Origin of the sequence: Cupriavidus pauculus (genome assembly GCF_008801835.1) — a bacterium.
Classification (GTDB): Bacteria; Pseudomonadota; Gammaproteobacteria; order Burkholderiales; family Burkholderiaceae; genus Cupriavidus; species Cupriavidus pauculus.
Genome location: NZ_VZOW01000005.1, coordinates 42,439 through 63,669, shown reverse-complemented (window position 1 = coordinate 63,669; position 21,231 = coordinate 42,439). Strand labels below are relative to the sequence as shown.

The following is a 21,231-nucleotide window of genomic DNA, read 5'->3' as shown; positions in this document are numbered from 1 at the left end:
AGTCGCCGAAAAAGAACGACCGTGCGAGAACACGACACGGCGTCAGAGACCGCGCGGGTGCCGTCCCGGTACACCATCGCAAGGAGACAAAGCATGGCCTTGTTTTTCCAGCAGTTACTCAACGGCCTGACACTGGGTGGCGTCTATAGCCTGGTGGCGCTAGGGCTGACCCTGGTCTACGGCATCCTGCACGTGCCCAACTTCGCGCACGGCGCGTTGTACATGGCGGGCGCCTACGTGTCGTACTACGCCATGACGACGCTCGGCCTGAACTACTGGCTGGCGATGCTGGCGGCGGCCGCGGTGGTTGCGGTGCTGTCGATGCTGGCTGACCGGCTGGTGTTCCACCCGCTGCGCAACGCGCCCGAGATCCACGACATGATCGCCGCGATCGGCATCCTGCTGTTCCTCGAAGCCGGCGCGCAGGCGCTGTGGGGCGCCGACTTCCACCGCATGCCGACACCGTATGGCCAGATGGTCGAGATCTTCGGCCTGACCGCGCCGCTGCAGCGCCTGCTGATCATCGTCGCGGCGTTCGGCCTGATGGTGCTGCTGCATCTGTTCCTGACGCGCACGGTGACAGGTTCGACCATCATGGCGATGGCGCAGAACCGCGAAGGCGCGGCCCTGGTCGGCATCGACGCCACGCGCGTCACGCTGCTCGTCTTTGCCATTTCCGGCGCGCTCGCGGCGATCGCCGCAACGCTCTACGCGCCGATCAACCTGGTCTATCCCAGCATGGGCAATCTGGTGATCACCAAGGCGTTCGTGATCATCATCCTCGGCGGCATGGGCAGCATTCCCGGGGCGATTGTCGGCGGACTGATCATCGGCATGGCGGAGAGCTTCGGCGGTTTCTATATCTCCACGGACTACAAGGACATCATCGCCTTCGTGCTGCTCGTGGTCATCCTTTCGGTTCGTCCGCAGGGCCTGTTCGCCGGCAAGGCCGCTTAAGGAGAGACAGACATGAAAGCACTGCAAGGAAAGACCGGCTGGATGTTGCTGCTGGCAGCCGCCATCGCGTTTCCGCTGGTCGTGCCCAACAGCTATTTCTTGTCCGTGATGACGCTCGCGTTCATCACGGCCATCGCGACACTGGGCCTGAACCTGCTGACCGGCTACACCGGCCAGCTCAATCTGGCGCACGGCGGCTTCATGGCCATCGGCGCCTATACGCTGGGCATTCTCACGGTCGATCATCAAATGCCGTTCTGGCTCGCCTTCGCCTTGTCCGGCGTGGTGTGCATGGTGCTCGGCTATGTCGTCGGCGTGGTGTCGCTGCGGCTCAAGGGCCATTACTTCTCGATTTTCACGATGTGCGTGGGCTACATCATCTATCTGCTGATCGAGAAATGGGAAGGCCTGACGCACGGCGCGGTCGGTCTGATCGGCATTCCGGTGCCGGCCGCCATCGGCCCGGTCACGTTCGACAGCGTGCAGGCGCAGTACTACCTCGTGCTGTTCTTCCTGGTGATCGGCACGTTCGTGATGCATCGCATCGTCGGTTCCCTGCTGGGCCGCGGCTTCATGGCGGTGCGCAACAGCGATGCGCTGGCCGAAGCGCTGGGCATCAATCTGATGCGAACCAAAGTGCTGTCGTTCGTGCTGTCGGTCTGCTATGCCGGCATCGCTGGCGCGCTGTACGCAGGGCAGGTGCGCTTTCTGGGGCCGGACATCGCACGCACCGACGTCACGTTCGATATGGTCATGGCGATGCTGGTGGGCGGCGCGGGCACCCTGCTCGGTCCGCTGCTCGGCGCGCTGCTGGTGCCCTGGGTCACGCAGACGCTGCAGTTCCTGCAGGACTACCGGATGCTGGTGTTTGGCCCTGTGCTGATCCTGCTGATCATCTTCCTGCCCGATGGCATCGTGGGTTCGTACCTGAAGCGGCAGGCGCGCCGCGCCGCGGCGCAACGTCGCGGCCAGCTGGCCGCCGCGCGCACGGCACAAGCCGCGGCCCCGGTCGCCACTACCCGCACTGGAGCCGAAAATGCTTGAGATCCGCAACCTGACAAAGAAATTCGGCGGCCTGACCGCCGTGCACGATGTCTCGGTGAGATTCGAAAGCGGCCATATCAACGCCATCATCGGCCCCAATGGCGCGGGAAAGACCACCTTCTTCAACCTGATCGCCGGCACGCACGCGCCCACCACCGGCCAGATCCTGTTCAAGGGCCAGGACGTGGCCGGCCTGCGCGCCGACCAGATCGCGCGGCTTGGCGTGGCGCGCACGTTCCAGGCCACCGCGCTGTTCGATCGCGCCACCGTGCTCGACAACCTCATCGTCGGCCACCGCCTGCGCACAAAATCCGGTCTGGGCGATGTGCTACTCAACACGCGCCGCATGCGCGAGGAAGAAAGGCTGTGCCGCGAGAAGGCCGAAGAGGCGCTCGACTTCGTCGGGCTGTCGCACCTCGCGCATGAAGTCGCCGCCGACATTACCCAGGAGGCGCGCAAGCGTGTGGCGTTTGCGCTGGCGCTGGCCACCGATCCCGAACTGCTGCTGCTCGACGAACCTGCCGGCGGTGTGAACCCCGAGGAAACCGTGGGCCTGGCCGAGCTGATCCGCAAGATGGTGCGCCACGGCAAGACCGTCTGCCTGATCGAACACAAGATGGACATGATCATGCGGCTGGCCGACAAGATCATGGTGCTCAACTACGGCGAGAAGATTGCCGAAGGCACGCCTGCACAGGTCCAGCAGGATCCGCGCGTCATCGAAGCCTATCTGGGAGCCGACCATGTTGCAGCTTGAACGCGTCTCGCTGTCGTACGGCAGTTTCCGCGCGCTGGACAACATCTCGCTGCATGCGGGCGCGGGCGAACTGGTGGTGCTGCTTGGCGCCAACGGTGCGGGCAAGAGTTCGATCTTCCTCGCGATGAGCGGCATTCACCGCACCAGCAGCGGCAGCATGCGTTTCGACGGACGCGAACTTGGCGGCATGAAGCCGTCGCAGATTGTGCAGGCGGGGCTGGTGCATTGCCCGGAAGGCCGCAAGCTGTTTCCCGCGATGAGCGTCGAGAAGAACCTGACGCTTGGCGCCTACGTGCATCGCCGCGACCGCGCCGGCATCCGGACCACACTTGAAGAGGTCTACGAAATGTTCCCGATCCTGCGGCAGAAGAAGGACGACGCCGCGGGATCGCTGTCGGGTGGCCAGCAACAGATGGTGGCACTGGGCCGCGCATTGATGGGCCGGCCGCGCGCGCTGTTGCTCGACGAGCCGTCGCTGGGCCTGGCGCCGCTGGTGGTCAAGCAGATGTTCGAAGTCATCCAGCGCATCAATCGCGCCGGCACGACAGTCCTGCTGGCCGAACAGAACGCCTACGCGGCGCTGGGCATTGCCCACCGCGCCTACGTGATCGAAAGCGGCCGCATCGTCATGGAAGGCGATCGCGACACGCTCTTGCGGGACGAAGGCATTCGCAAGGCGTATATCGGAGGATAGGGTTTTCTTCGCGCCGCGCGCCGGTGCAGTGCGAAGTCAGAACAAACGCAGTGAAAAATCCAAAGGAGACAGCACATGCAGCACAAGACATTGGGTCGTTTCTTCGCGCTGGCCACCTGCGCCGCCGCAGCCGTGATCACTTCATCGCCCGCCATGGCGCAGGAAGTCGTCAAGATCGGTTACACCGGTCCGCTATCTGGCGGCGCCGCGCTGTATGGCAAGAACGTGCTGTCCGGCATCCAGATGGCCGTGGATGAAATCAACGCGAGCGGGCTCCAGGTCAACGGCAAGAAGGTGAAGCTCGAAGTCGTCTCGTTGGACGACAAATACGCTCCGGCGGAGGCCGCCATCAATGCGCGGCGTCTGGTGCAGCAATACAAGACGCCGGCCGTGTTCGTGCCGCATTCGGGCGGCATCTTCGCGCTGCAGGCATTCAACGAGCAGGAGAAATTCCTGGTCATGGCCTATTCCAGCGTGCCGCGCATCACCGATGCCGGCAACAAGCTGACGATCCGCATTCCGCCGGCCTATACCGGCTATATCGAGCCGTTCGTGAAAGCGCAGATGAAGCGCTATGGCAAAAATGTGGCGCTGGTGCCAGCCGATCATGATTATGCAAAGGCCTGGGTGCAGGCCTTCGTGCCCGCATGGGAAGGCGCAGGCGGCAAGATCGTCGGCAACAATCCGATGTCGTACACCAAGGCCACCGACTTCTATACCGGCGTGTCGCGCGCCATTGCCGACAAACCCGATGTGATGTTCGTGGGCGGCCCGTCGGAGCCAACCGCGCTGGTGGTCAAGCAGGCGCGCGAGCTGGGCTTCAAGGGCGGCTTTATCATCATGGACCAGGCCAAGATGGACGAGATGGCCAAGGTCACGAACGGCCTGGGCATGCTGGAAGGATCGATCGGCGTGATGCCGCTCGTCAACGATGCTCGCCCGGCTGCGCAGGCCTATAACGCACGCTACAAGAAGCTGCACGACGGCCGCGACGCCACCACGGAGATGTCGCTGAACTACACCATGACGTGGGCGCTGGCGAATGCGATGAAGCTGGCCGGCACGACCACCGATGCTGCCGCGATTCGCGCCAAGATGCCCGATGCCGTGAAGGCGCTGCCCAAGGAAGTGAATCCGAACGAAGTGGATGGCATCGACGCCAAGGGCGGATCCGTGGCGGATACCGTTGTGGGCTGGGTGCAGAAGGGCAAGATCGAACCGGTGCGTTTGTCCGAACTGGCCAAGTAAGGTCCGGACGTCCCGGTATCACGAGAGAGAGAGAGAGAGGCGGAGGGAGTACCCTGCTGGCGGGCTGGCCAGCAATACAAAAGCAAGCAGAAAATCGTAAGTGGAGAGAAAGAGGGCGTCCGGCAAAACCGGACGCCCTTTGTCTTTTCGAGCGAATACGACGATAGCTCGGACGCGACGCCTTAGCGGCGCTCGTCGTTGCGCGCCTGCTGCGTGTGACGCGCCTGCTCCTGCTGCGCGCGCTGTTGCTGCTGTTGTTGCTGCTGGCGCTGACGCTCCTGTTGCTGGCGTTGCTGTTCCTGAACCTGCCGCTGCTGCTCCTGCACCTGCCTTTGCTGTTGCTGTTGCTGTTGTTCCTGCATGCGGCGCTGCTGTTCCTGCGCCTGACGCTGCTGCTCCATCTGCTGACGTTGCATCGCCTGCTGGCGCTGCTGCTCGAACTGCTGCCGCTGCTGCTCCTGAGCCTGGCGCGCCTGCTCCAGCTGTTGACGCTGTGCCGCCTGCTGGCGCTGCTGATCCATCTGCTGGCGCTGTTGCTCCTGCTGCTGGCGTTGCTGGTCGAATTGCTGCTGACGCTGCTGCGCCTGGCGCTGCATGTCCTGCTGTTGCCGCTCCTGCTGCTGGCGTTGCTGGTCGAATTGCTGCTGACGCTGCTGCGCCTGCCGCTGCATGTCCTGCTGTTGCCGCTCCTGCTGCTGGCGTTGCTGGTCGAATTGCTGCTGCCGCTGCTGCGCCTGGCGCTGCATGTCCTGCTGTTGCTGCTCCTGCTGCTGGCGTTGCTGGTCGAATTGCTGGCGGTTCATTGCATCGCGACGCTGACTATCAAGCTGCCGCTGCTGTTCCTGGGACATGCGCTGCAGATCCTGTTGCTGGTTGCGACGCATGTCCTGCGCCTGGCGCTGCTGGTCTTGCAACTGGCGTTGCTGGTCATCGCGTTGTCTCTGCAGCGCCTGTTGCTGACGCTGCTGAAAATCGCCGGCCTGCCGCTGCTGTTCCTGCAGTTGCCGTTGCTGGTCGACCTGCTGACGCTGACTTTCCGGGGTCAGGCCGCGCATTTGCTCGGGCCGATGGCCGCGCGCCGCGGCCGCCTGGCTCATGCGCACATCGGGCTGCCATGGCATCGCCTGCGCTGACGGCGCGCCGCGATACAGGCCCTGCTGCAACTGCTGGCGATTTGCCTGCGTGGGCGTTGGGCCGCGCCAAGCGGGTCCCGCGCCGGCCGTGCCGCCTTCGCGGGCAAAGCGCCGTGCCAGCTCGTCGGGCCCTATGTGCCCGGGAGGGTGCGCGGCAATGGCCTGCCGTGCGAATCCCTGACGCGCCATCGGCGGCACGTCTTGCGGCCTCGCGCCGCCGATCAGGCTTGCCTTGACCGGCGCCATCGGCGGCGCACCGCGCCCTTCTCCCACCGGCAACTGGCGCCATTCGTCACGATAGCTGCCGCGCGGCACCGGCCGGCCCTCGACGAAATTGCGTGACGGCATGCCCGATATGGCCCCCGGAACGTTACGGTTGACCCAGCGGTCGCGGTCGCCACCACGCATCCAGGTGTTGTTCACGGTTATGTTGTTGATCCGCGTGACGTAGGTAGGGCTTGTGCGATACACGGGCCGGTACACGTCGCGCGGGCCCAGCGGATACCACGCCACGCCCGGGCCGCCGCCGATGCGGATGGAGGCCGAGACGCCGCCGATAAAGCCGACCACGGCTGGCGCGTAGCACGGCCGCACTGCCACCGGGCCGGGCACCCAGCCCCAGCGGCTGCCGAAGTACGCCCAGCGTCCGTAGTGCGACGGCGCGAAGCCCCACGGCGCATCGTCGATCCACGTCCATCCCCACGGCGCCACCCAGGCCCAGTGCCCGGTGCTGTAAGGCGCCCAGCCGGCGGACACGGCGCGCGGAAACCATACGGCGCCGTATCCAGGGTCCTGCTGCCAGTCGCCGTAGTCGTCCAGCGCCGTATATCCGGTCATCTCGGCCGGGACATAGCGCGCAGTGGGCGAGGCGTCCTCGCGCGCATCGCGCGCCGCGGTCCACTGGTCGAACGCGTCGGCCGGCGGATAGCTGCCCTGTCCCGCATCGGCCAGATCGGTTCCGGCAAAGCGCAGGCGCTGCCCGCGCTCCAGTTCGACGGACCGAGTGTCCCCATAAAGCACCGCGCTGCCGTGGCGCATCGTCACCAGCGTGGTGGTGCCGTCCGGAGCCACATCGAGTCGATAGTCGCCGGGTTCGCGCGGCACGAATGCCAGATTCGGGGTGTCCACTTCCACCTGCTGGTCCGGCGGCAGCGCGCGCACCCGCAACTGCAGCGAGCCCCGCGTCAGCTTGATCTGCGTGGTCCGGTCGTCGAGATTCAGGATAGTGGCTGCGGAAGCGCCCCCGAGCCGTACCGCCGTGGCGCCGGCATGCAATTCCGCACGGCCGCCCGGATCCACCCACAGCCGGTCGCCGGTGGTAAACGGGCGATTCGGCACCACCGCCGCCCAGTCGTCGGATCCCGCCGGCGCAAAGCTCAGACCGCCCGACATATCGGTGACGGTCGCGATCCGCGACGGCGGGTCGGTCACCGCCGCATCGGGATTGCCAAGCACATTGCCGTCGGCGGGATCGGGCCGACCATAGGGCTGCCCGTATGCCGGCGGCGCGGCGGGGCCGTAGTTCTGCGCCTGGACGAGGCCTTGGCCAAGCAACGCGGCCAGGCCGATGGCGACGGGCGCCAGTGCGAAGCGATAGCGGGATGACATGATGAAAAGTGTGGTTCTGGGCCGCCGAGCCGGCGACCATCGCAGGGCGGCGTACACCCTGTTGCCACCCTATATCGGATAACGGGACCGAACCTGACCTGTGCACCTGACTTTGTAAGTACATATTTCCCGGCGCGGCCCGAGGGGCTTGCGGGACAAAGGTGGAAACAAGTCTTGCAGGCGATGTGGAAATCGGCGGCCGGCTGGAAACGGTCCGGCGGGGCGTATTGCTGCAGCGCCGCATTCGGATGCGCGGGCGCGCATCCGGCAAACCGGCTCAACGCGGCTGGTTGCGCAGGAAGTCGGTCAGGCGATCCGCTGGCATCGGACGGCCATAGAGATAGCCCTGCGCCTCGATGCAGCCATTGCGCAACAGGAAGTCGCGCTGAGCGGTGGTCTCCACGCCTTCGGCTACCACGCCGATCTTCAAGGTCTGCCCTACGTTGATGACCGAGCGGACGATGGCGGCGTCCACGCTGTCTTCGGTGACATTGCGGATAAACGACTGGTCGATCTTGAGCCGATCCACCGGGAACGACTTCAGGAAGCTGAGCGATGCGTAGCCGGTGCCGAAGTCGTCGCAAGTCAGCGTCACGCCGTCGCGGCGCAACGCCTGAAGCTGATCCGAGACTTCGTCGCCCTGCTGCAGCGCGATGGTTTCAGTGATCTCGATTTCCAGCAGGTTCGCCGGCAGTTCCAGCGCGCGCAGCACGTGCCTGACCTCCGTCAGAAGGCGGCTTTCGGCCAGCTGTGCCGCAAACAGGTTGATTGCCACACGCGGCGCATCGGGAAAGGTCAGCGACCACGCGCGCGCCTGTGCGCAGGCCGTGTGCAGCAGCCACATGCCGACGTCGGCGGCCACGCTGCTGGCAGCCAGCGCATCTATGAACGCGGCCGGCGTCAGCAGGCCCAGGGTGGGATGGCGCCAGCGCATCAGGGCTTCGGCGCCCACTACGCGCCCATCGCGCAGATCGACCTGGGGCTGGTACAGCAGTTCGAACTGGCGCTGCGCATAGGCTTCGCGCAGGGCCTGGACAAGGGACAGGCGCGTCGTGACATCGGCGCGCATCTGCGGCTTGAAGAAGCGGATGGTCCGGCCGCCATCGTGCTTGGCACGGGCCAGGGCCAGGCTGGCCGCCGCCAGCACGTCGGAGGCCGTGTCGCCGCCGGCCGGCATCACGCACGCGCCGAGGCTGGCCAGCACATGGTGGCGGTTGCCGTCGAGTTCGTACGGGGCGGAAAGCATCGAAAGTATGGCGGCGCTGACATGCCGCACCAGCGTGGGGTCCGAAATCGACGTCAGCAGGATGCCAAATTCGTCGCTACCCACACGGCCGACCACTGCATCGCGCGGCGAGGCATCGCGCAGACGGCGCGCCACATGCTGCAGGATGGCATCGCCTTGCAGGTGGCCATGCATGTCGTTGAACGCGCGGAAATCGTCGATGCCTACCAGCAGCAGGGCAAAACGGGGCTTCGCCTCGCTTTGCAGACGCGCCTCCACCCGCTTGAAGAATGCCTGGCGGGCGACCACGCCGGTCAGCGAATCCACGTCCGCCGACGGCAAGGCGCCAGTCGCCTGTGTCCCCGACTTGGCCACCATCCCTGCCCTATCTGTAGTGATGAACATGTTTCCCGCTCAAGCTATTTGGCAAGTGTGACGAAAACCTTGAAAAAAGCAAGCGCTTCAGATTTGCGCATCAACCGCGCAACGGCAACGCGGGGGCTGGCCTTGTGCCGTTGAAATGACCCGGACGTTAAAGTACCCTACGCCGCAAATGCCTACCACCCAAACGAGGGATATCCGAATAAGGGATATCCCTTTGCTGGCGATGTCCGCCAGCATCCCGGCCACGCCAGACCCGACCACGCTGCGGCCGCCAACGAGAGACTCGCATCTACCGTGAACCACTGGACCATCCGCACCCGCATCCTGGCAAGTTTCACCTTCGTCCTGCTGGTCATGACGCTGATGGGCGTCGTTGCCTACAACAGGCTGTCCGCCATCGAGCACGAAACGACGGTGATGCGCACCGATGCGCTGCCCGGCCTGAACTACAGCGCGGGCATGCGCGGCGTGTGGGGCGAGATCTATGTGCTGGCCTGGCAGACGGTGACGGCGCAGGACGCCGCCCAGCGCGGCAGGCTGCAGGCACAGGCCGAAGACGCCGAACGTCGGCTCGACAAGCTGCAGAAGCTGTACGAGGAGACGGTGCAGCGCGAAGACGACCGGCAGCGCCTCCGCGTGTTCGTCGAAATTCGCGAAAGGTACCAACAGGCGGCGCTGCCCTATCGTGATGCGGCGCACTGGAAAGACAACGCCACGGCCGAAGCGGCGCTGCGCGGCAGTGCACACGAAATCTGGGCGGAGGGGCGCAAGGCCCTGCAGGAGCTGGTGGACGACAACGCCGCCGTCAACGACCGTGCCGCCGCGGGCATCGTGGCTTCGGTGTCGGCCGCCAAGAGCAGCATCGAAATCGCCCTGGCGATTGCCGTGGTGGCCGCCGCGGTATGCGGCTTCCTGCTGATGCGCGCCATCAACCGGCCCATGCGCGACATCGTGGGACTGCTGGCGACCATGCGCGGCGGCGACCTGCGCCAGCGCATGGCGCTGAATCGCGGTGACGAATTTCAGGCCGTGGAACAGGGCTTCAACCAGATGGCTGGCGAACTGACGTCGCTGGTCGGGCAGGCGCAGCGCTCGGCAATCCAGGTCACCACCTCGGTCAACGAAATTGCCGCCACGGCGCGACAGCAGCAGGCCACTGCCACTGAAACGGCGGCCACGACCACCCAGATCGGCGCGACCTCGCGCGAAATCTCGGCCACCGCCCGCGATCTGGTACGCACCATGAGCGAGGTTTCGCACGCCGCGGAGCAGACCGCCGGCCTGGCCGGCACAGGCCAGGTAGGCTTGTCGCGCATGGAGGGCACCATGCATCTGGTGATGGAGGCGGCGGGTTCGGTCAACGCACGGCTGGCCACGCTCAACGAGAAGGCCGGCAATATCAACCAGGTGGTGACCACCATCGCGCGCGTGGCCGACCAGACCAACCTGCTGTCGCTGAACGCCGCGATCGAGGCGGAAAAGGCAGGCGAATACGGCCGAGGCTTTTCGGTGGTCGCCACCGAAATCCGTCGCCTGGCCGACCAGACCGCCGTGGCCACCTACGACATCGAGCAGATCGTGCGCGAGATTCAGTCCGCGGTGGCCGCCGGCGTGATGGGCATGGACAAGTTCTCGGAAGAGGTGCGCCGCGGCATGTCGGAGGTCACCCAGGTGGGGGATCAGCTTTCCCAGATCATCGGTCAGGTGCAGTCGCTGGCGCCGCGCGTGCAGATGGTCAACGAAGGCATGCAGGCCCAGGCCGGTGGCGCCGAGCAGATCAATCAGGCGTTGATGCAGTTGTCCGAAGCGGCGCAGCAGACGGTGGAATCGCTGCGCCAGTCCGGCCAGGCCATCGACGAGCTGACGCTGGTTGCCAACGAACTGCGCAGCGGCGTATCGCGATTCAAGGTCTGAGCGGCCCCGCTCCTGTCATGGCGCTCTATCTGCTGTTCCGCATCGGCCCCGACTTCTACGCCCTCGATAGCGCCGAGGTGGCCGAAGTCCTGCCCCTGAGCCCCGTCAAGCAGATTCCGGGCACACCGGCATGGGTCAGCGGCGTGATGGCACGACGGGGCCGGCCGGTGCCCGTGATCGACATGAGCGCACGCGCCACTGGCGTACCCGTCTGCCCGCGCACCAGCACACGTACCGTTCTGGTGCATTACCGGCGCCCCGGCGATGCGCACGCCGCACCGCATCTGCTGGGCCTGCGGCTTGAATACGCCACCGATACGCTGCGCTGCGATCCGACCACTTTCGTCGATCCCGGCATCGATCCCGGTGAATCGCGTTATCTCGGCCCCGTGCGCCAGGACGCGCGAGGCCTGGTGCAATGGGTGCGCGTTGCCGAATTGCTGCCGCACGACGTGCATGCCCTGCTGTTTCCGGAAGTTGACCCGGCATGACGGACCACCCTCACCCCACCACACCGATCGAAGCACTGCTGAAGGAACGCATCGGACTCGATGCGGCGTCGGTGGGCCCGGCGGTGATCGCCCGTGCCGTCGAAGAACGGCGCGTGGCGGTCGGCGCGCTGGATCCGGCCGAATACTGGAACATGCTGCATGCGGTGCCGGACGAACTCCAGGCGCTTATCGAAGCGGTCGTGGTGCCCGAGACCTGGTTTTTCCGGCATCGCGAGGCTTTGCTGGCACTGGGCCGGTTTGCGGCGCAGCGCCTGTTTGGCGAAGGCAAACGCCAGTTGCGCATTCTGAGCGTGCCCTGCTCCACGGGCGAGGAACCGTACTCGATCGCCATGGCATTGCTCGATGCGGGGGTGCCGGCAGAGCGCTTTTGTATCGACGGCGTGGACATCAGCGCGCGGGCGCTGGAGCGCGCGCGCATCGGCTTCTATGGCAGCAACGCGTTTCGCGGCGCCCCGCTCGATTTTCGCGACCGCTATTTCACGCCAGCTGCCGGCGGCTTCCAGCTATCGGCAAAGATACGATCGCGGGTGCGATGGGTTGCCGGCAACCTCGTCACGCCGGGTCTGCTGATGGGCGAGGCGCCCTACCATTTCGTGTTCTGCCGCAATCTGCTGATCTATTTCGACCCCGATACACAACGCCGCGCTGTGCAGACGCTGCGCCGCCTTGCAGCGCCTGATGGCATGATCTTCGTCGGTCCCGCGGAAGCCAGCCTGCTGACACGGGAAGGTCTTGCCAGCGCCGGCGTGCCTCTCGCCTTTGCCTTTCATCCCGGATCGGACCGGTTGCCCGCAGCGGCTGGCGCGGCGCCATGCGCTCCCGTACCGCACGCACCGCCCCGCATGCTAGAGCCGACGCCGAAGCCCCACACGCCAGCCGCACCGCGCGGGCCGGCGCGCACGGCCGTACGTGCAACGGCGCGTACCGGCCTCGCATCGCTGCCCCATCCCGCACCGGCCTCCCCATCCGCTGCCGCCGACGGCGCCGACTTGGCTGCGATCGCCGCGCAAGCGGATCGCGGCGACCTCGCGGTGGCCACCGCGGCATGCCTGGAGTTCGTGGCCCAGCACGGATCATCGGCCAACGGCTGGTGCCTGCTCGGCGTGCTGCACGATGCGGCAGGCCGCACGGCCGATGCGCACGCTGCCTATCGCAAGGCCGTGTACCTCGATCCCGGCCACGAGGAAGCGCTGTACCATCTGGCGGCATTGCTGGATAGCGAAGGGGATGCAGCCGGCGCGCATCGTCTACGCGAACGCGCCCAACGTCACGCCCGACTAAGCCATGATTGATCCACTGGTTCGATCCTCCCTCCATGCATTGCCCGGCCTGGCGGCTGGCACTGTCGAAGACTGCTGGCGACACATCGGCACCGGCGGCGATCGGTCATGCCCGGAACTGGCCACGCACGTCCGATGCCGGAATTGCCCCGTGTACGCCCAGGCTGCGGTCACGGTGCTCGACTCGCTTTCCGCCGGAAGCCTGGCCTATAACGAAGACGCCGCATTGACTGCCGTCGATCTCGACAATCCCGCCGGGACCGAGGAAGCCGACCGGCGGGCAGGCCAATCGGTGGTGATATTCCGCGTAGGCGAGGAATGGCTGGCTCTGCCTACCGCGGTACTGGGCGAGATCACGGCGCCCGCCCCGGTACATTCACTGCCTCATCGACGCCATGCGGCATTGCTCGGCGTGGCCGCCGTGCGCGGCACGCTGCTGACGTGCGTTTCGCTTGGGTTGCTGTTCGGCACGTCAGCCGGCGACGACGCAAGCCAGCGCGCTGCGCGATTCCTGATCCTGGGGCACGGACGCGACGCCATCGCGCTGCCGGTGGCCGAAGTGGCCGGCGTGGAACGGGTCATGGCGGGCGCGCTGCTGCCGCTTCCCGCTACGCTCGCACGCGCGTCGGCACGCTACACGCAGGCGCTGTTCGAGCATGACGCTCGTAGCATCGGCCTGCTCAACGCCGACCTCCTTCGCCAGGCCCTGGCGCGGAGCCTGTCATGAATCCGGACCAACTACGCGACGCGTCGCTGCTGGAACTGTTCGCGCTCGAAGCGGACGCACAGGCGGACGTGCTCAATACCGGGCTGCTGGCGCTTGAACGCGACCCGACCGCCGCAGACCAGCTCGAGGCCTGCATGCGCGCCGCCCACTCGCTCAAGGGCGCGGCACGCATCGTCGGACTCGACAGCGGCGTCGGCGTGGCCCATTTGATGGAGGATTGCCTGGTGGAGGCGCAGCGCGGCACTCTGGCGCTCACGCCCGCGCATATCGATGTCCTGCTGCAAGGCACCGACCTGCTGCAACGCATCGGCAAGCCACCCGGCGGCAATCTCGACTGGCCGGAGACCGGCGGCAAGGCGCTCATCGAGGCATGGCTGACGGCCATGCGCGAACTGCTCGCCAGCAAGGGCGGCCCAGCGCTGCCGAAAGCGCGCCCCATCGATAACCCTGCTGTCGCTGGCGCGCGCGACACGGCCGTGGTCGGCGCCCAGGCTGACCTTACAGCCGATGCCGGCGCCGCGACCCGAATCGACGCCAGGATCGGCGCGGCGAGTCCTGCCGCTGCATTGGCGCCTGACGCAAGCGAACGAATGCTGCGCGTCAACGCGGACCGGCTCGATCGATTGCTGGCGATGGCGGGCGAAGCGCTGGTGGAATCGCACTGGCTTGCCCCGTTCGGCGACGCGCTGCAGCAGGCGCGGCGGCAGCAGATGCGCGCGTTGCAGGCGCTGGACGGCGTCCAGGCACTGCTTGACGCGCCAGACACCTCGCCGGACCACGTGCCCGGCAGCGCGTCCCGCATACGGGCGGCGCTGACGCAAGCACGCGACGTTCTAGAGAAAAGCCACGGCCAGCTTTCCGCGCGCGTGGAGGATTTCGACCAGTACCATCATCGCGCCAGTCGCCTGTCGCGCCGTCTCTACGACACCGCACTGTCGTGCCGCATGCGGCCTTTGTCCGACGGCATTACCGGTTATTCACGCATGGTGCGCGACCTGGGCCGAAGCCTTGGCAAGAGTGTGCATCTGGCGCTGTCCGGCGAACACACGCAGGTGGATCGCGACATCCTGGAGCAACTGGATGCGCCACTAGCGCATCTGCTGCGCAACGCAGTAGACCATGGCATCGAGAGCCCCGAGGTGCGCCGCGCGGCCGGCAAGCCCGCAGAAGGGCGTGTCTCGCTGCATGCACGCCACAACGCCGGGCGGCTTGTGATCGAGATCTTCGACGATGGTGCGGGCGTCGATCTGGATGCGCTGCGCGCCGCGATCGTGCGTCGCGGGCTGGCACAACCGGACACGGTCGGACGGCTTTCGCAGGCCGAACTGCTCGAATTCCTGCTGCTGCCCGGCTTCAGTCTGCGCGAAACGGTCTCCGAAGTGTCAGGTCGCGGCGTTGGCCTCGATGCCGTGCAGGACATGGTGCGCGCCGTTCGCGGCAACCTCAAGGTCTCGCAACAACCGGGCAGCGGCCTGCACTTCCATCTCGAACTCCCGCTTACGCTGTCGGTGGTGCGCGCGCTGCTGGTTGAAGTGTCGGGCGAATGCTATGCATTCCCGCTCGGACATGTACTGCGCGCGGCCGCGGTGCCGCGCGACAGCATCGAACAGACCGAACAACTGCAGCACTTCAGGCATGAGCAGCGCCCGGTCGGACTGGTAAGCGCCGCGCAGGTGCTGCAACGTCCGGAAACGCTTCGCGAAGGGGATGCCGTACCCGTGGTGGTGATCGGCGAACAGGATCGCGTCTACGGTATCGCCGTGGACCGCCTGCTCGGCGAGCGCATGCTGGTGGTGCAGCCGCTGGCGCAGGTGCTCGGCAAGATCAAGGACATCGCGGCGGGCAGCCTGACAGACGATGGCACACCCGTTTTGATCTTCGATGTCGAAGACCTGCTGCGCTCGGTGGAAAAGCTGGTGGCCGACGGACGCATCGAGCGAGTACGCCAGGCCGGCAACGAAGCGGCCAGCGTGCCGCGCAAGCGAGTACTGGTGATCGACGATTCGCTCACGGTGCGCGAACTCGAGCGCAAGCTGCTGACCAGCCGCGGCTACGAGGTCGCGGTTGCCGTCGACGGCATGGATGGCTGGAACGTCCTGCGCGCCGAATCGTTCGACCTGGTCATCACCGACGTCGACATGCCACGCATGGATGGCATCGACCTGGTGACGCGCATGCGGGCCGATGCGCGGCTGGCGCAATTGCCGGTGATGATCGTGTCCTACAAGGACCGCGAGCAGGACCGCGAGCAGGACCGCGAACGCGGCATGCAGGCAGGGGCGGATTATTATCTGGCGAAAGGAAGTTTCCACGACACCGCACTGCTCGATGCAGTGCACGACCTGATCGGCGAGGCCCGCACATGAAGATCGGTATCGTCAATGACTCCCCATTGGCTGTCGCCGCACTGCGCCGCGCGATCGCGCTGGACACCGCGCTGGAAATCGTATGGGTCGCAGCCGACGGTCAGCAAGGTGTCGCGATGGCAGCCAGGCAGACCCCGGACCTGATCCTGATGGATCTGATGATGCCCGTGATGGATGGGGTGGAAGCCACGCGCCGGATCATGGCCGCCACACCGTGCGCGATCGTGGTCGTGACGATGGATCTTGGGCGCAACGCCAACCAGGTGTTCGACGCCATGGGCCATGGCGCGATCGATGCGGTCGACACGCCCACGCTGACCGAATCGAGCAGCCGGCTCGAGGCCGGGCCGCTGCTGCGCAAGATTCGCAATATCGGCCGCCTGCTCAGTGGCCGCGCCCAGGCATCGCACACGGTTGCTGCCGCGCAATCCGCGCCGGCGGCACCGCGCCTGGTAGCAATCGGCGCTTCCGCCGGCGGCCCGGCGGCACTGGCCACGCTGCTTGGCGCATTGCCGGCAAATTTTGGGGCAGCCGTGGTCACCGTCCAGCACGTGGACGAAGCATTCGCGCAGGGCATGGCCGAATGGCTCGATGCGCAATGCCCGCTGCACGTGCGCATCGCACAGGCAGGCGAAGTGCCGCAAGCCGGCACGGTGCTGCTGGCAGGCACCAACGATCATCTGCGGTTGATTGCAGGGGCGCGCATGGCCTATACGCAGAAGCTCGGCGACTACCTCTATCGCCCGTCGATCGATGTGTTTTTCGAAAGCGTGGTGGAACACTGGCGCGGCGAAGCGGTGGGCGTGCTGCTCACCGGCATGGGACGCGACGGCGCGCAGGGTCTGCATGCCATGCGCGAACGCGGCTTTCTTACCATCGCGCAGGATCAGGCCACCAGCGCCGTTTATGGCATGCCCAAGGCGGCGGCCGCGCTGGGCGCCGCCAGCGAGATTCTGCCGCTGTCGCGCATTGCGCCGCGGCTGGTCCGCGCATGTGGCGGCCCGGACGCCAACCGGCACGTGGGATGACATCAATGCCAAAAATCAAGAATCCAACCGAAGCGATGGGCAAGAACGAATATATGGCCATGGTGCTGCTGGTAGATGACCAGGCCATCATCGGCGAGGCCATCCGGCGCGCACTGGCAAGCGAAACCGATATCGACTTTCACTATTGCTCGCAGCCGGAGGAGGCGGTGGCTGTGGCCGAGCGCACGCAGCCCACGGTGATCCTGCAGGATCTGGTGATGCCGGGCACCGATGGGCTGACGCTGGTGCGCCGGTATCGAGAAAATCCTGGTACGCGCGACATTCCGATCATCGTGCTTTCCACCAAGGAAGAGCCTACGATGAAAAGCATGGCGTTCGCGGCCGGCGCCAACGACTATCTCGTCAAGCTCCCCGACACGATCGAACTGGTGGCACGGATCCGCTATCACTCGCGCTCGTACCTGAACCTGCTGCAGCGCGACGAAGCCTATCGGGCGCTGCGCCAGAGCCAGCAGCAACTGCTGGAAACCAATCTCGAACTTCAGCGGCTGACCAATTCCGATGGACTGACCGGGCTATCGAACCGGCGGTACTTCGATGAATATCTCGGCGCGGAATGGCGTCGCGCTTGCCGTGAACAGACGCAACTGGCACTGCTGATGATCGATGTCGACGCGTTCAAGGCGTACAACGACAACTATGGGCACGTCGCAGGCGACGAAGTGCTGCGTCGCGTGGCAACGGTGATCCGCGAGAACTGCGCACGCCCGGCCGACCTCCCCGCGCGATTTGGCGGCGAGGAATTTTCGATGATCCTGCCTGCCACGTCGCCAGGCGGCGCACGCCTGCTTGCCGAGAAGGTCCGCCGCGCAATTGAGACGCTCGGGATTGCACACGCCGGCTCGCCGACCAGCGGCGTGGTCACGGTCAGCATTGGCGGCGCGGTGATCGTGCCGCACACCGAGGAAAATTCCAGCACGCTGGTGGAAGCTGCCGATAGCGGTCTCTACCAAGCCAAGCGCAGTGGACGCAACCAGGTGGTAATGGTGTAGATATTTCATCGTCGGCGCGACGTGCGGAATTACCGCAAACACGCGCGCCGGGCTCGTCCAGATCGGCCTCCACGCAGCTCTCAAGCGGCGATGCATGACAGGACGCGCAGCATGATGGTCGCGCGCCTTTGTATCGACTACCTGCGCCGCCTGTACGGCTGTGTGTCAGGTTTGCAACCAAATTGTGGGAATCTTCCGACAGGGATTTCGGAGCCGCGCGTCTGTCTGTGATTTCCCGTCCTGCCTATCTTTGCATCAGGCAAGTGCAATCCAGCATGACTGCCAGCATCGCAAACAAAATCGCGATCGCCGCGCGGCCCGCATCGCTCACAACGCAGCAGCCACCACCACACACACCGCCAGCCGGGTGGCGTGAGGATGGATCGTTGTGCCGACATGCTCCGCACGCTTGACTATCTGATCCAAACGGCAAGAGGTGAATCCATGACACAAATTAAGCGAAAAATCATTCTGGGCATGGCGCTGGCAACCACGGCAGTCCTGGCTGCATGCGGAGGCGACGACGGCATCGATGACCGCATCGGCATTAGCAAGCCGGCGGTGCGTGTGATCCATGCAGTCACGGCAGGCCCGAACGTGGATGTACTGCAGAACGGCGCACTGACCTCGCTGCAGAACATCCCGTACAAGACCGTATCGGGCTATTTCGACGTATCGACCGGCAACAACCTGTTCGCGTTCAACCTCGCCGGCACCTCGACGCAGGTCGCCTCGACCACCGTTGACGCACACACTGGCCACAAGTACACGGTGGTGGCATTGCCGGGCACCGCCACGCCGGACGTCGTGCAGATCGACGATCCGTACGGCAAGGGCCTGCTCGACACTTCGGCGCGCGTTCGTACCCTGAACGCATCGATCAACGCGCAGAATGTTGACGTGTACCTGACCACGCCGGCCGTCGACCTGAACTCGGTGTCGCCGAACATGGCTGCGGTGCAGTACAAGAACGCCGTGCCCGCATCGGGTCAGGACTCGCAATATGTGGACGGCGGCACCTATCGCCTGCGTATCACCACTGCGGGCACCAAGACCGTGATCTTCGATTCGGGCGCACTGACGATCTCCAAGAACGCCGACTGGCTGATCACCACGATCCCGGCCGACGGCTTCGGCGCCGTGGTGCCGAACAAGATCAAGGTGCTGGTGGCACAAAGCAATACCAGCAACGCGACGGCTCAGGAACTGGTGTCGCAGTAATCCGCTTCGTAGCTTGCGCCAGCGTTCTTCCAGGACGCTGGCGCGCCAAAAAAAACGCCGCCCCTCGCATACCGAGGGGCGGCGTTCTTGCATGGACTGCACGCGCAGGGCACGTGCCTCGCGCGCTCAGTCAGCCGAATCCTTGACCTCTTCCTTGAGCACGTCGAGGTGCGAAAGATAGGCGTCCAGCTCGGCGCGGCCTGCGTCGGTGATGCTGTAGACGCGGCCGTTGCCTTCGACCAGCTCGGCAGTGATCGCGCGCGCCATCATTAGGCTGCGCAGGATCGGGCGCAACGCGCGAATGTTCTTGTCGATACCTCGTTCGCGCAGCCGTTCCATCAGGTTGAAGACGGTGGCAGGGCTGGCCTGAACGAGCTTCAGGATGTAGAGCCGGGAAACGATCCGGTCGAGCGAAGGCGGTTTCATGGGCGCAGTCGACGCAGCCAGAGGTGCGGGAATTCGGATCATGATGCGCAGCCCATGACTGCTGCCGCAGTCGGGCATCTCTCTCGTAATGCTTTAGAAAAACGGGGTGCGCATTGGCACCCCGAAAGCTTGCTATGTACGCGCCACCGCAGTGGCGCATGCGTTCAGGAACGTCACGGAGCGTTATTCTTCCTGGAACGCTTCTTCACGCTTCGCCTTGATCGACGGCAGCGCAACCACGGCAACCAGAGCGGCAGCGGCGATCAGCAGGCCCATCGACAGCGGACGCGTCACGAACACGGTGAAGTCACCACGCGACAGCAGCAGCGAGCGACGGAAGTTCTCTTCCATCATCGGTCCGAGCACAAAGCCCAGCAGCAGCGGTGCCGGCTCGCACTTCAGCTTCAGGAACAGATAGCCGATCACGCCAAACGCGGCCGCCATGAACACATCGAACGTCTGGTTGTTGACCGAGTACACGCCGATGCAGCAGAACGTCAGGATCGCCGGATACAGGAAGCGATACGGCACGGTCAGCAGCTTCACCCAGATGCCGATCATCGGCAGGTTCAGGATGATCAGCATCAGGTTGCCGATCCACATCGAGGCGATCAGGCCCCAGAACAGCGAGGGGTTGCTGGTCATCACCTGCGGGCCCGGCTGGATGTTGTGGATCGTCATCGCACCGACCATCAGCGCCATCACGGCGTTAGGCGGAATGCCCAGCGTCAGCAGCGGGATGAACGACGTCTGCGCCGCGGCGTTGTTGGCCGATTCCGGACCTGCCACGCCTTCGATCGCGCCCTTGCCGAATTCGTGCGCATACTTCGACGTCTTCTTTTCCAGCGAGTAGGCCGCGAACGACGCCAGCGCTGCGCCACCGCCCGGCAGAATACCCAGCGCCGAACCGAGCACCGTGCCACGCAGCACTGCCGGAATCATGCGCCTGAAGTCTTCCTTGGTCGGGAACAGGTTGGTCACCTTGTTCGTAAAGGTCTCGCGGGCTTCCTTCTGCTCAAGGTTCGCGATGATTTCCGCGAAGCCGAACATACCCATGGCGAGCGCCACGAAGTCGATGCCGTCGGTCAACTCCGGCACGTCGAACGAGAAGCGCGCAGCGCCCGAGTTCACGTCAGTACCGATCAGGCCCATCAGCAGACCCAGCACGATCATCGCGACGGCCTTCGGCAACGAGCCCGACGCCAGCACCACGGCGCCGATCAGGCCCAGCACCATCAGCGAGAAGTACTCGGCGGGACCAAACTTGAACGCCAGTTCCGACAGCGGCGTAGCAAATGCGGCCAGGATCAGCGTGGCCACGCAGCCGGCGAAGAACGAGCCGAGGCCGGCAGTGGCCAGCGCCACGCCCGCACGGCCACGACGCGCCATCTGGTAGCCGTCGATGGTGGTCACCACCGACGACGATTCACCGGGCAGGTTCACCAGAATTGCCGTGGTGGAGCCGCCGTACTGTGCGCCGTAGTAGATACCGGCCAGCATGATCAGCGCGGCCACCGGCGGCAGCGTGTAGGTCACGGGCAGCAGCATCGCGATCGTGGCCAGCGGCCCAAGGCCCGGCAGAACGCCGATCAGCGTGCCGAGCACGCAGCCCAGAAACGCGTAGGCCAGATTCTGCAGCGACAACGCCGTGGAAAATCCCAAGGCAAGGTGTTCGAACAATTCCATTTGGTGCG

17 protein-coding genes are annotated in these 21,231 nt (G+C 65.3%); 13 read left to right on the top strand and 4 right to left on the bottom strand.

What is annotated here, in order from left to right; all coding sequences use genetic code 11:
- Window positions 1-93: 93 nt before the first annotated feature.
- The 5 genes from F7R19_RS07920 (at window position 94) to F7R19_RS07900 (ending at window position 4,700) form a co-directional block, all read left to right on the top strand.
- A complete protein-coding gene (locus F7R19_RS07920; RefSeq protein ID WP_061957155.1) occupies window positions 94-957 on the top strand; it encodes a branched-chain amino acid ABC transporter permease in 864 nt (287 codons plus the stop codon).
- A gap of 12 nt (window positions 958-969) precedes the next feature.
- On the top strand, window positions 970-2,001 hold the full coding sequence (locus F7R19_RS07915) for a branched-chain amino acid ABC transporter permease (protein WP_061957154.1): 1,032 nt from the start codon (window positions 970-972) through the stop codon (window positions 1,999-2,001).
- Window positions 1,994-2,758, top strand: coding sequence for an ABC transporter ATP-binding protein (locus F7R19_RS07910; protein WP_150979898.1), 765 nt, complete (start codon window positions 1,994-1,996; stop codon window positions 2,756-2,758). The genes F7R19_RS07915 and F7R19_RS07910 overlap by 8 nt, the downstream gene beginning before the upstream one ends.
- Complete coding sequence (locus F7R19_RS07905) at window positions 2,745-3,452, top strand: ABC transporter ATP-binding protein (RefSeq protein WP_150979897.1); 708 nt, start codon at window positions 2,745-2,747, stop codon at window positions 3,450-3,452. The genes F7R19_RS07910 and F7R19_RS07905 overlap by 14 nt, the downstream gene beginning before the upstream one ends.
- A 75-nt stretch (window positions 3,453-3,527) precedes the next feature.
- Complete coding sequence (locus F7R19_RS07900) at window positions 3,528-4,700, top strand: ABC transporter substrate-binding protein (protein ID WP_150979896.1); 1,173 nt, start codon at window positions 3,528-3,530, stop codon at window positions 4,698-4,700.
- 182 nt (window positions 4,701-4,882) lie between these two features.
- Here F7R19_RS07900 and F7R19_RS07895 read toward each other — a convergent pair whose 3' ends face one another.
- Both F7R19_RS07895 and F7R19_RS07890 read right to left on the bottom strand, forming a co-directional pair.
- Window positions 4,883-7,441, bottom strand: coding sequence for a DUF6600 domain-containing protein (locus F7R19_RS07895; protein ID WP_150979895.1), 2,559 nt, complete (start codon window positions 7,439-7,441; stop codon window positions 4,883-4,885).
- Between the two features lie 277 nt (window positions 7,442-7,718).
- Window positions 7,719-9,044 (bottom strand): putative bifunctional diguanylate cyclase/phosphodiesterase, encoded by a 1,326-nt coding sequence (locus tag F7R19_RS07890; RefSeq protein WP_061957148.1) that lies wholly within the window; start codon window positions 9,042-9,044, stop codon window positions 7,719-7,721.
- Between the two features lie 300 nt (window positions 9,045-9,344).
- Between F7R19_RS07890 and F7R19_RS07885 the strand changes: the two genes are divergently transcribed.
- From F7R19_RS07885 to F7R19_RS07850, 8 genes are all read left to right on the top strand, one after another.
- Window positions 9,345-10,964 (top strand): methyl-accepting chemotaxis protein, encoded by a 1,620-nt coding sequence (locus F7R19_RS07885; protein WP_061957147.1) that lies wholly within the window; start codon window positions 9,345-9,347, stop codon window positions 10,962-10,964.
- A 17-nt stretch (window positions 10,965-10,981) separates the two neighbouring features.
- Window positions 10,982-11,455: a chemotaxis protein CheW gene (locus F7R19_RS07880; RefSeq protein ID WP_061957146.1), complete on the top strand. Its 474-nt coding sequence runs from the start codon at window positions 10,982-10,984 to the stop codon at window positions 11,453-11,455.
- Window positions 11,452-12,768 carry a CheR family methyltransferase gene (locus tag F7R19_RS07875; protein ID WP_150979894.1) on the top strand — a complete coding sequence of 439 codons (1,317 nt, stop codon included), beginning with the start codon at window positions 11,452-11,454 and terminating at the stop codon, window positions 12,766-12,768. The genes F7R19_RS07880 and F7R19_RS07875 overlap by 4 nt, the downstream gene beginning before the upstream one ends.
- Window positions 12,761-13,483, top strand: a complete 723-nt coding sequence (locus F7R19_RS07870) for a chemotaxis protein CheW (RefSeq protein ID WP_150979893.1) — start codon at window positions 12,761-12,763, stop codon at window positions 13,481-13,483. The genes F7R19_RS07875 and F7R19_RS07870 overlap by 8 nt, the downstream gene beginning before the upstream one ends.
- Window positions 13,480-15,849, top strand: coding sequence for a hybrid sensor histidine kinase/response regulator (locus tag F7R19_RS07865; protein ID WP_150979892.1), 2,370 nt, complete (start codon window positions 13,480-13,482; stop codon window positions 15,847-15,849). Before F7R19_RS07870 ends, F7R19_RS07865 begins: the two co-directional genes overlap by 4 nt.
- Window positions 15,846-16,877, top strand: coding sequence for a chemotaxis response regulator protein-glutamate methylesterase (gene cheB / locus F7R19_RS07860; protein ID WP_150979891.1), 1,032 nt, complete (start codon window positions 15,846-15,848; stop codon window positions 16,875-16,877). The genes F7R19_RS07865 and cheB overlap by 4 nt, the downstream gene beginning before the upstream one ends.
- Window positions 16,878-16,882: 5 nt before the next feature.
- The gene (locus tag F7R19_RS07855; RefSeq protein WP_061957141.1) at window positions 16,883-17,890 is read left to right on the top strand and encodes a response regulator; all 1,008 of its coding nucleotides are present in this window, start codon (window positions 16,883-16,885) and stop codon (window positions 17,888-17,890) included.
- A gap of 444 nt (window positions 17,891-18,334) precedes the next feature.
- Window positions 18,335-19,111 carry a DUF4397 domain-containing protein gene (locus F7R19_RS07850; protein WP_061957140.1) on the top strand — a complete coding sequence of 259 codons (777 nt, stop codon included), beginning with the start codon at window positions 18,335-18,337 and terminating at the stop codon, window positions 19,109-19,111.
- Window positions 19,112-19,237: 126 nt separating this feature from the next.
- On the opposite strand, the gene F7R19_RS07845 is transcribed toward F7R19_RS07850, so the two are convergent.
- Window positions 19,238-19,537, bottom strand: coding sequence for a PadR family transcriptional regulator (locus tag F7R19_RS07845; RefSeq protein WP_150979890.1), 300 nt, complete (start codon window positions 19,535-19,537; stop codon window positions 19,238-19,240).
- 183 nt (window positions 19,538-19,720) lie between these two features.
- The gene (locus F7R19_RS07840) at window positions 19,721-21,223 is read right to left on the bottom strand and encodes a tripartite tricarboxylate transporter permease (protein WP_150979889.1); all 1,503 of its coding nucleotides are present in this window, start codon (window positions 21,221-21,223) and stop codon (window positions 19,721-19,723) included.
- Window positions 21,224-21,231: the final 8 nt, after the last annotated feature.